Source organism: Pseudomonas sp. BAY1663, assembly GCF_000582595.1.
Taxonomy (GTDB): Bacteria; Pseudomonadota; Gammaproteobacteria; order Pseudomonadales; family Pseudomonadaceae; genus Stutzerimonas; species Stutzerimonas stutzeri_AF.
The window spans coordinates 43,886-53,848 of the sequence record NZ_AZSV01000024.1 but is presented as its reverse complement, the minus strand read 5'-3'; the positions used below and the strand labels follow the sequence as shown (position 1 = coordinate 53,848).

7 protein-coding genes and 1 pseudogene are annotated in these 9,963 nt (G+C 68.6%); 7 read left to right on the top strand and 1 reads right to left on the bottom strand.

Annotated elements, in window-relative coordinates:
* Positions 1 to 235 precede the first annotated feature (235 nt).
* From BAY1663_RS09430 to BAY1663_RS09415, 4 genes and pseudogenes are all read left to right on the top strand, one after another.
* Positions 236 to 541, top strand: coding sequence for a hypothetical protein (locus tag BAY1663_RS09430; RefSeq protein ID WP_037039880.1), 306 nt, complete (start codon positions 236 to 238; stop codon positions 539 to 541).
* 121 nt (positions 542 to 662) lie between these two features.
* A complete protein-coding gene (egtB, locus tag BAY1663_RS09425) occupies positions 663 to 1,958 on the top strand; it encodes an ergothioneine biosynthesis protein EgtB (protein ID WP_037039879.1) in 1,296 nt (431 codons plus the stop codon).
* Positions 1,959 to 1,960: 2 nt separating this feature from the next.
* Positions 1,961 to 2,923, top strand: a complete 963-nt coding sequence (egtD, locus tag BAY1663_RS09420) for an L-histidine N(alpha)-methyltransferase (RefSeq protein ID WP_037039877.1) — start codon at positions 1,961 to 1,963, stop codon at positions 2,921 to 2,923.
* 2 nt (positions 2,924 to 2,925) lie between these two features.
* Positions 2,926 to 4,669 (top strand): annotated as a pseudogene (locus BAY1663_RS09415) (S8/S53 family peptidase).
* Positions 4,670 to 4,832: 163 nt separating this feature from the next.
* On the opposite strand, the gene BAY1663_RS25135 reads toward BAY1663_RS09415, so the two are convergent.
* Entirely contained in the window at positions 4,833 to 5,099 is a 267-nt protein-coding gene (locus BAY1663_RS25135) for a hypothetical protein (RefSeq protein WP_256206640.1), read from the bottom strand.
* Here BAY1663_RS25135 and BAY1663_RS09410 point away from each other — a divergent pair.
* The 3 genes from BAY1663_RS09410 (at position 5,007) to BAY1663_RS09400 (ending at position 9,809) form a co-directional block, all read left to right on the top strand.
* Entirely contained in the window at positions 5,007 to 6,731 is a 1,725-nt protein-coding gene (locus BAY1663_RS09410) for an N-acetylglutaminylglutamine amidotransferase (protein WP_256206639.1), read from the top strand. The two genes, BAY1663_RS25135 and BAY1663_RS09410, sit on opposite strands and share 93 nt — an antisense overlap.
* A gap of 50 nt (positions 6,732 to 6,781) precedes the next feature.
* Complete coding sequence (ngg, locus tag BAY1663_RS09405; RefSeq protein WP_037039871.1) at positions 6,782 to 8,524, top strand: N-acetylglutaminylglutamine synthetase; 1,743 nt, start codon at positions 6,782 to 6,784, stop codon at positions 8,522 to 8,524.
* Between the two features lie 85 nt (positions 8,525 to 8,609).
* Entirely contained in the window at positions 8,610 to 9,809 is a 1,200-nt protein-coding gene (locus tag BAY1663_RS09400) for an osmoprotectant NAGGN system M42 family peptidase (protein WP_037039868.1), read from the top strand.
* Positions 9,810 to 9,963 lie beyond the last annotated feature (154 nt).

The window sequence follows — 9,963 nt, the reverse complement described above, 5'->3', positions numbered from 1 at the left end:
CCGGCGCGGATCAGCGGCCAGGCGGCGGCCTGGGCCGGCGTCGGCGCGGGAAAACTGCGCGCGAACCAGCCGGCCACCGTCGGGTGGAAGGCGTTCAGCGGATCGGGGGAAGGCATGCTCATGCGTCGAATATGGTGCCGCCGCTGCCACTGCACAAGCGGCAGCCCGTCGGTGGCGTGGAAACGGCTCCGGCGCGCGGGGGTCAACCGTCGCACAGCCCGCAACGGAGACGACCATGACCACCACCCCGCTCAGTCTCGACAACGCCATGCAACAGGCTGCCGAGGCCTTCCTGCCCTGCGGTTGCGTCACCAGCGCCAATCCCGAGGACGACAGCTTCGGCTTCACCGTGATGAGCGGCAGCGGCGAGGAGCTGGTGCGGGTGCCGCAGGTGCGCGACTACGCCGACCCGGCACGCATGGCCCAGGTGATCGAGCAGACCCGCCAGGAGCTGATCGGCAAGGGCTGCGCCCTGGAACCCTGGAGCATGCCGTTCATCGCCGACGCCAGCGCCATCCCGGAAACCACCCCGAACTACTGATGCCGGTCGCGGCCTGTCCCGCGTCTCGCACCAGCCGGGTGCCGGCCGAAACTTTTACGTTGCGCTTCGGGTCGCTATAGGAGGTGGTTTCGGCCGCTGAAACTTGGACAAGGGGACGCCCATGGGCAATCTGGCATACCAGCCGAAACAGCAGCCGGCACTTGCCGAACTCGATCACCTGTTGCAGCGCTATCGACAGGTGCGCGCCGCCAGCGAGGCGATCTGCGCACCGTTGCAGGTCGAGGACTACGTCATCCAGAGCACCCCCGAAGTCAGCCCGCCGAAATGGCACCTGGCCCACGTCAGCTGGTTCTTCGAGACCTTCCTGCTGCTGCCCTACCTGCCCGGTTACCGGCGGCTCAACGAGGCCTACGACCATCTGTTCAATTCCTACTACGAAACCCACGGCACGCCGTTCCCACGGGCCCGGCGCGGCGTGCTGTCGCGCCCGGGGGTGGAGGAGATCTATCACTACCGCCTGCATGTCGACCAGGCGATGGCCGAACTGCTGAGCAACCCGCCACGCGAACAGGCCGGCGAGATCGTCCGCCGCGTCGGCCTGGGCCTGCAGCACGAACAGCAGCATCAGGAACTGCTGCTGATGGACATCAAGCACATCCTCGCGCAGAACCCGATGCACCCGGTCTACCGGGCCGACCTCCAGCCGCCCCGGCACCCGGCTGCGGAGCGGCCGCGCTGGTACGCGTACGCCGGCGGCGTTCAGCACATCGGCCACCCCGGCGGCGATTTCGCCTTCGATTGCGAGATGCCGCGGCACCGCCAGTTCGTCGAGGATTTCCAGCTGGCCGGACGCCTGGTGAGCAACGCCGAGTACCTGTCGTTCATCGCCGACGGCGGCTACGCCCGCCCCGAGCTGTGGCTGGCCGATGGCTGGGAGCTGATCCAGCGGGCCGGCTGGCACGCGCCGTTGTACTGGCTGCACGAGGACGACGCCTGGCACGAGATGACCCTCGGCGGGCTGCGGCCGCTGGACCTGGAAGCACCGGTCTGCCACGTCAGCTACTACGAGGCCGATGCCTATGCGCGCTGGGCCGGTGCACGCCTGCCCAGCGAGGCCGAATGGGAGCTGGCGGCGGCAGATCAACCGCTGCGCGGCAACTTCATGGAAAGCGATTACCTGCAGCCCGTCGCCGCCGTACCGGGGCATGGCGGCCCGCTGCAACTGTTCGGCGACGTCTGGGAATGGACCGCCAGCGCCTACCTGCCCTACCCCGGCTTCCGCCCGCTGGAGGGCTGCCTGGGCGAATACAACGGCAAGTTCATGTCCGGCCAGATGGTGCTGCGCGGGGGCTGCTGCGCCACCCCGGAATCGCACATGCGGGTCACCTATCGCAACTTCTTCCAGCCGGCGATGCGCTGGCAGTTCGCCGGGCTGCGCCTGGCCAGGGGGCTTTGAACATGGCGCTGGCCATCCATTTCCACGATCAGCTGCAGCAACCCCATGAAGCCTCGCTGCGCGACGAGGCCCTGGCCGGGTTCGCCGCCACGCCGAAACGGATTTCACCGAAGTTCTTCTACGATCGCCACGGATCGGAACTTTTCGAGCAGATCTGCCGGCAGCCGGAGTACTACCTCACCCGCACCGAGGAGCAGATCCTCGCCAGCGCCGCCAACGACATCCTCGACATCGCCGGCCCCCATGCCGACCTGATCGAACTGGGCAGCGGCGCCAGCCGCAAGGTGCGCCTGCTGCTCGAGGCGCTGCATCCGGCGAGCTACCTGGGCATCGACATCTCCGAGGACTTCCTGCTCTCCAGCACCCAGCGCCTGGCGGCCGACTACCCCTGGCTGGAGGTGCATGCGGCCTGCACCGACTTCTCCCACGAGCTGAACCTGCCGGACGACTTTTCCAGCGAGCACCCGCTGGTGTTCTTCCCCGGCTCGAGCATCGGCAACTTCACCCCGGCCGAAGCCGCGCAGTTCCTGCGCCGCCTGCACGACGTGCTGCCGCAGGGCGGCGGCCTGCTCATCGGCGTCGACCTGATCAAGGAGCTCGGCGTGCTCGAAGCCGCCTACAACGACCGCGCCCGGGTCACCGCGGCCTTCAACCTCAACCTCTTGCAACGCATCCGCAACGAGCTGGACAGCGACATCGAGCCCTCGCGCTTCGTCCATCGCGCCTTCTTCAACCCAGCCGAATCGCGCATCGAGATGCACCTGGTCAGCCCCGCCGCGCAGGAGGTGGCCATCGAAGGCCGGCACTTTCATTTCGCCGCCGGCGAGAGCCTGCACACCGAGAACTCCTACAAGTACACCCTCGAATCCTTCGCCGCACTGGCCCATGCGGCCGGCTTCGACTGCAGCGGCCAGTGGACCGACCCGCGCGGCCTGTTCAGCGTGCATTACCTGCGCCGGCGCTGAACATGCGCGGCGCCGTCGTCAGCCTGCTGGGCACGCTGGCCTGCACGCCGGCATTCGCCGAAGAGGCCCTGCGCATCACCGAGCTGCAGCGCTGCGGCGATCTGTTCGCCCACGTTCGACTGACCTGGTGCCTGCACGCCAGCGGCCTGCCCGAGGCGCCGGTCCGCCTGCGACTGGCCGGTGAGCCGCTGCCCACCGAACGGGTCGAGCGCAACGGCGATCGTCTGCGCCTGACCCTGCCCGCCGCCGAACACCGGAGCGGGCCGCTGTGGCTGGAGCACGACGGCCAGCGCAGCAACCCGGTGTGGCTCTCGCTCGGCCGCAGCCACGTACTCGCAGCCACGGCCGACGAGGTCGCCGAGAACATGGATGGGCTGAGCACCTACCTCGACCTGGTCAGCCTGATCGTCGAGGAAGACCAGGATGGCCTGGAGACTGCCCGGCGACTGGCGGAGAAATACGGCGCGAAGGTGGTGGGCGCCATCGCGCCGCTCAACACCTACCAGTTGCGCCTGCCGGTGGCGAACCTCACCGAGCGCGACGCCATGCTGCTGCGCCTGGGCAACGAGGTCGGCGTCGATGCGTGGTGATCGAGGAAACCGCTGCCGAAGGCGGCGAGCAGGAAACCGACCGCGAGCGCCCGCCGAGCCGCGAATGGGCGGCCAACCGCTTTCTCGACGCGGTGGACTACTACCGCGAACGCATCCCGGCCAAGCGCGCACCGATCGACACCGAAGCGGTGCGCATCGGCGTGATCGAGCGCGCGGTGGACTTCGACGCGCCGAATTTCGCCGGCTACCTGCAGCCGTGCGACCCCGGCAAAGGCCGCACCTGCCTGTACGCGCGCGACGCGGACAAACCCGACAGCATGGCAGCAGCGTCGCCGGCATCCTCGCCGCACGCGCCGCCGATGCCCGCGACAGCGGTTTTCTCAGCGCGCTGGACGAGGCCGGCCCCGGCTTCGAGGTGATCGTCGAGCCCAATTCCGACGGTGGCATCGCCGCCAAGGTCGCGGCCTCGGTCAACCTGGTGGAAGACGGCGTGCGGATACTGAACTGGAGCTGGGGCCTGCACCGCATCGGCACGGTGGACGTCGACGGCGAGCCGGTGGATTCGCTGCTGCGCTCGGGCATCGCCATGAGCGGCTACGAAGAACTGCTGGAGGAATTCTTCCTCTGGCTACGCCGCGAGCATCCCGACGTGCTGGTCATCAATTCGGCGGGCAACGGCTCGGCCCGCTCCGGGCGCGACGACTACCGGCTGCCCTCCTCGTTCGTCACCGAGCAATTGCTGGTGGTCGGCGGCCACCAGCGCAGCCGGCGCCAGGACGTGCCGGTAGAGCATCCGCAGTACGCCACCAAGCGCGCCTCGTCCAACCTCGACATGCGCGTCGACATCACCGCGGCGGCCTGCATTCGCGCGGCGACCCTGGATGCCGATCAGCGCGGCGCGGTGCACTGCGGCACCTCCTACGCCACGCCGCTGGTGGCCGGCACGGTGGCGGCGATGCTGTCGATCAACCCGCACCTGGAACCGGAGCAGGTACGCGAGCTGCTGCGGCGCAGCGCCATGACCATCGGTCGCGATTCGGATTTCGAGCCGGCCGAGGCCGACGACCTGACGGCGCCGATCCTGCCGTCGGAACGCAACGACCGGCTCGACGACCGCGACGTCGGCCGCTCGGCGCGGCTGGACATGCGCAAGGCGCTGGAGCTGGCGGTGGAAAGCCTGCGGCATGCGCGCTGAAGGCATGCAGCGCCGCGCGCAGCAAACGGGGGGGCAGGTTCCTGTAGGAGCGCGCCCTGCGCGCGAATCGCAGGCCTGGCCCGCTCCTACATGTGATCCCGCAACCAGCTTGTGGCCTTAAGTGAACGGCACTACGCCGTTACCGGCTTTGACGTAAGGGCATTTATTTGTTTTGGTGTAAAAGCTGACTGGCCGATGCGAAGCGGGCGAAGCGCAACCGCGCGAAAACCTGAACTTCGTGCTTGACCCGCCAGTCACACTCCCCAACGGCAAAACCGGTAAGGACCTTATGTGTGGCATAGCTGGAGAACTTCGTTTCGACAACCAACCGGCCGATCTGGCCGCGATTGAACGCATCACCCAACACCTGACCGCTCGCGGCCCCGATGCGTGCGGCTTCCACAGCCAGGGCCCGCTGGCCCTGGGCCATCGGCGGCTGAAGATCATGGACCTGTGCGAGGCCTCCGGCCAGCCGATGATCGACTCGGCCCTCGGCCTGTCGATGGTCTTCAACGGCGCCATCTACAACTACCCCGAACTGCGCGCGGAGCTCGAAGGCCTCGGCTATCGCTTCTTCTCCGGGGGCGATACCGAGGTGCTGCTCAAGGGCTACCACGCCTGGGGCGAGGCGCTGCTGCCGCGCCTGAACGGCATGTTCGCCTTCGCCATCTGGGAGCGCGACCGCCAGCAGCTGTTCATCGCCCGCGACCGCCTCGGCGTCAAGCCGCTGTACCTGTCGCGCAGCGACCAGCGCCTGCGCTTCGCCTCCGCACTACCGGCGCTGCTCAAGGGCGGCGATATCGCCGGCGTGCTGAACCCGGTGGCGCTGAATCACTACATGAGCTTCCACGCCGTGGTACCGGCGCCGGACACGCTGATCGCCGGCATCGAGAAGCTGCCACCGGCCAGCTGGATGCGCGTCGCCGCCGACGGCACGACCACCACCGAGCGTTGGTGGTCGCTGGAATTCGGCGCCCGCGAGGACGAGCGCGACTACGGCTTCGAGGACTGGAAGCGGCTGACCCTGGACACGATGCGCGAAGCGGTGGCGATTCGTCAGCGCGCCGCGGTGGACGTCGGCGTGCTGCTTTCCGGCGGGGTCGATTCCAGCCTGCTGGTCGGCCTGCTGCGCGAAGCCGGCGTCGCCGACAACCTGCTGACCTTCTCCATCGGCTTCGAAGACGCCGGCGGCGAGCGCGGCGACGAGTTCAAGTATTCCGACCTGATCGCCAAGCACTACAACACCCGCCATCACCAGCTGCGCATCCAGGAGAAGGAAATCCTCGAGCAGCTGCCAGCCGCCTTCCAGGCGATGAGCGAGCCGATGGTCAGCCACGACTGCATCGCCTTCTACCTGCTCTCGCGGGAAGTGGCCAGGCACTGCAAGGTGGTACAGAGCGGCCAGGGCGCCGACGAACTGTTCGCCGGCTACCACTGGTATCCGCTGGTGGATGGCGCCGAGGACCCGGTGGCCGCCTACCTGGCAGCCTTCCGTGACCGCAGCTACGAGGAATACGCCGCGACCATGCAGCAGCAGTGGGTACAGGGCGATTTCTCCGGCGACTTCGTCCGCCGCCACTTCGCCCAGCCCGGCGCCGAGGCCGCGGTGGACAAGGCGCTGCGCATCGACAGCACGATCATGCTGGTCGACGACCCGGTCAAGCGCGTGGACAACATGACCATGGCCTGGGGCCTGGAGGCGCGCACGCCGTTCCTCGACTACCGCGTGGCCGAGCTGTCGGCACGCATCCCGGCGAAGTTCAAATTGCCGGACGGCGGCAAGTACGTGCTCAAGGAGGCCGCGCGCCAGGTGATCCCGGCCGCGGTGATCGACCGGCCCAAGGGCTATTTCCCGGTGCCGGGGCTCAAGCACCTGCAGGGCGCGACCCTCGACTGGGTGCGCGAACTGCTGCTCGACCCGAGCCAGGAACGCGGGCTGTACGACCCGCAGGCGTTGGAAAAGCTGCTGGCCGATCCGGATGGCCAGCTCACCCCGCTGCGCGGCTCAAAACTCTGGCAACTGGCGGCGGTCAACCTTTGGTTGAGCGAACAAGGGCTCTAAGGACTCACGCCCCCATGGGGTCGTGAACCTTGCAACGTAAGGAAAGCACCATGCAGAAGTCCCAAGCCTACGGCCAGCGTCTGTTGCGCGGACAGACACCGACCTACCAGCGACTGCAGGCACGCTTCGCCGAAGACGGCCAGGAAGAACCTTGCGGGCCGGTGACCCTGCATTGCGGCTGGGGCCGCATCCTGGTCGGGCATACCTATTCCGACCCGGCGCGGCTCGCCGCCGACCTGCTCAACGAGCAAGCCGGCGAACGCGACATCGCCCTCTACGTCGCCGCCCCGCACCAGGTACTGGCCTACGCGCCACAGCAGCTGTTCCTCGACCCCTCCGACACCCTGCGCCTGTGGTTCACCGACTACCGTCCGGCGCGCCGCAGCTTCCGCGGCTTCGTCGTACGCCGGGTGCAGAGCGAAGCCGACTGGGCGGCGATCAACTGCCTCTACCAGTCGCGCGGAATGCTGCCGGTCGACCCGGCGCTGTGCACACCGCGCGACCAGGGCGGGCCGGTGTACTGGCTGGCAGAGGACGAGAGTTCCGGACAGATCATCGGCAGCGTCATGGGCATCGACCATCACCGCGCCTTCAACGATCCGGAGAACGGCTCCAGCCTCTGGTGTCTGGCGGTCTCGGCCAACTGCCCGCGCCCGGGCGTCGGCGAGGCGCTGGTGCGCCACCTGGTCGAGCATTACATGGGCCGCGGCCTGGCCTACCTCGACCTGTCGGTGCTGCACGACAACCACCAGGCCAAGGCGTTGTACGCCAAGCTGGGCTTTCGCGACCTGCCGACCTTCACCGTCAAGCGCAAGAACAGCTTCAACCAGCCGCTGTTCCTCGGCCCCGGTCCGGAGGCCGAGCTCAATCCCTACGCGCGGATCATCGTCGACGAGGCGCGCCGCCGCGGTATCGAGATCAGTATCGACGACGCCGAGGCCGGCCTGTTCACCCTGACCCAGGGCGGGCGCCGGGTGCGCTGCCGCGAGTCGCTGTCGGACCTGACCTCGGCGGTGAGCATGACCCTCTGCCAGGACAAGCGCCTGACCCACCGCACCCTGTCCCAGGCCGGCATCCGCCTGCCAGCCCAGCAACTGGCCGGCAGCGCCGCGGACAACGCGGCGTTCCTCGCCGAGCACGGCAGCGTGGTGGTCAAGCCGGTCGACGGCGAACAGGGCCTGGGCGTGGCGGTCGACCTGCGCGACGCCGAGGACATGGAGCAGGCGATCCACCGCGCACGCCAATACGACAGCCGTGTGCTGCTGGAGAGCTTCCATCCCGGCCTGGATCTGCGGATCGTGGTGATCGGCTACGAGGTGGTCGCCGCCGCGATCCGCCGTCCGGCCGAAGTGATCGGCGACGGTCGCAACAGCATCGGCGCGCTGATCGAGACCCAGAGCCGGCGCCGCCAGGCCGCCACCGGCGGCGAAAGCCGCATCCCGCTGGACGAGGAAACCCGGCGCTGCCTGCGCGACGCCGGGCTCGAGCTGGACAGCGTGCTGCCCGAGGGCCAGCGCCTGGCGGTGCGGCGTACCGCCAACCTGCACACCGGCGGCACCCTGGAAGACGTCACCGCGCAGTTGCATCCGGAGCTGGCCGACGCCGCGGTGCGCGCCGCCCGCGCCCTGGACATCCCGGTGGTCGGGCTGGACCTGCTGGTGCCGGCGGCGGACCAGCCGGACTACGTGTTCATCGAAGCCAACGAGCGCGTCGGGCTGGCCAATCACCATCCGCAGCCAACCGCCGAACGCTTCATCGACCTGCTCTTCCCGCTCAGCCACAACGCCGGCTGAGCCGGCCTCCGGGCGGCTGCGGCCGCCCGCTCATGTCCCAGCGAACGCGAAGGTGGCCGCCCTACCGCCACCCACGGGAGAATTCATGACCGCGAAATTGCCCGAGCCCGATCTCAACTACCTGCAGCGCGTGCTGCTGGAAATGCTCGCCATCCCCAGTCCCACCGGCTTCACCGACACCATCGTGCGCTACGTCGCCGAACGCCTGAAGGAGCTGGGTATCCCCTTCGAGCTGACCCGCCGCGGCACCATCCGCGCCACGCTCAAGGGCCGCCGCTACAGCCCGGACCGGGCGGTGGCCGCGCACCTGGACACCATCGGTGCCATCGTCCGCGAGGTCTACGACAGCGGCCGCCTCGGCCTCGCCCCGGTCGGCTGCTGGTCGAGCCGCTTCGCCGAGGGCAGCCGCGTCAGCGTGTTCACCGACAGCGGCGTGATCCGCGGCAGCGTATTGCCGCTGCTGGCCTCGGGGCATGCCTTCAACACCGCGGTGGACGAGGCGCCGGTCAGCTGGGACCACGTCGAGCTGCGCCTGGACGCCTACACCTACAGCCGCGCCGAAACCTGCGCGCTGGGCGTGAACGTCGGCGATTTCGTCGCCTTCGACCCGATGCCGGAGTTCACCGAGAACGGCTACATCAGCGCCCGCCACCTGGACGACAAGGCCGGCGTCGCCGCGCTGCTGGCGGCGCTCAAGGCCATCGTCGAAAGCGGCCGCGAGCCGCCGATCGACGTCCACCCGCTGTTCACCATCACCGAGGAGACCGGTTCCGGCGCGGCCGGCGCGCTGCCCTGGGACGTCAGCGAATTCGTCGGCATCGACATCGCCCCCGCAGCCAAGGGCCAGGCCTCCAGCGAGCATGCGGTGACCGTGGCCATGCAGGATTCCGGCGGCCCCTACGATTTCCATCTCTCGCGCCACCTGCTCAAGCTCGCCGGCGAGCACGAGATCGCCGTGCGCCGCGACCTGTTCCGCTACTACCACAGCGATGCCCAGTCGGCGATCGAGGCCGGCCACGACATCCGCACCGCGCTGCTGGCCTTCGGCTGCGACGCCACCCACGGCTACGAGCGCACCCATATCGACAGCCTGGCGGCGATGAGCCGCCTGCTCTGCGGCTACATGCTCAGCCAGCCGGTATTCGCCAGCGACGCCCAGCACACCCAGGACTCGCTCGAGCGCTTCAGTCACCAGCTGGAGCACGACGCGCAGATGGAGAACGACACCCGCGTGCCGGCGGTGGACAGCCTGGTCGGCCGCCAGCAGGACGACAAGCGGAACTGAACCGCACCGCTTGCGTGACGAGCCGCCGTCTTCGCGCAGGCAAAGCTTGCTGGCCGGCGCGCAACTGGGCAAAGTTACCGGACAAGGAGGTGCGGCACGTCTGGAGGCTCGACATGAGCCTGAAGGAGTCGGTATCGCCACCGCTCCAATAACA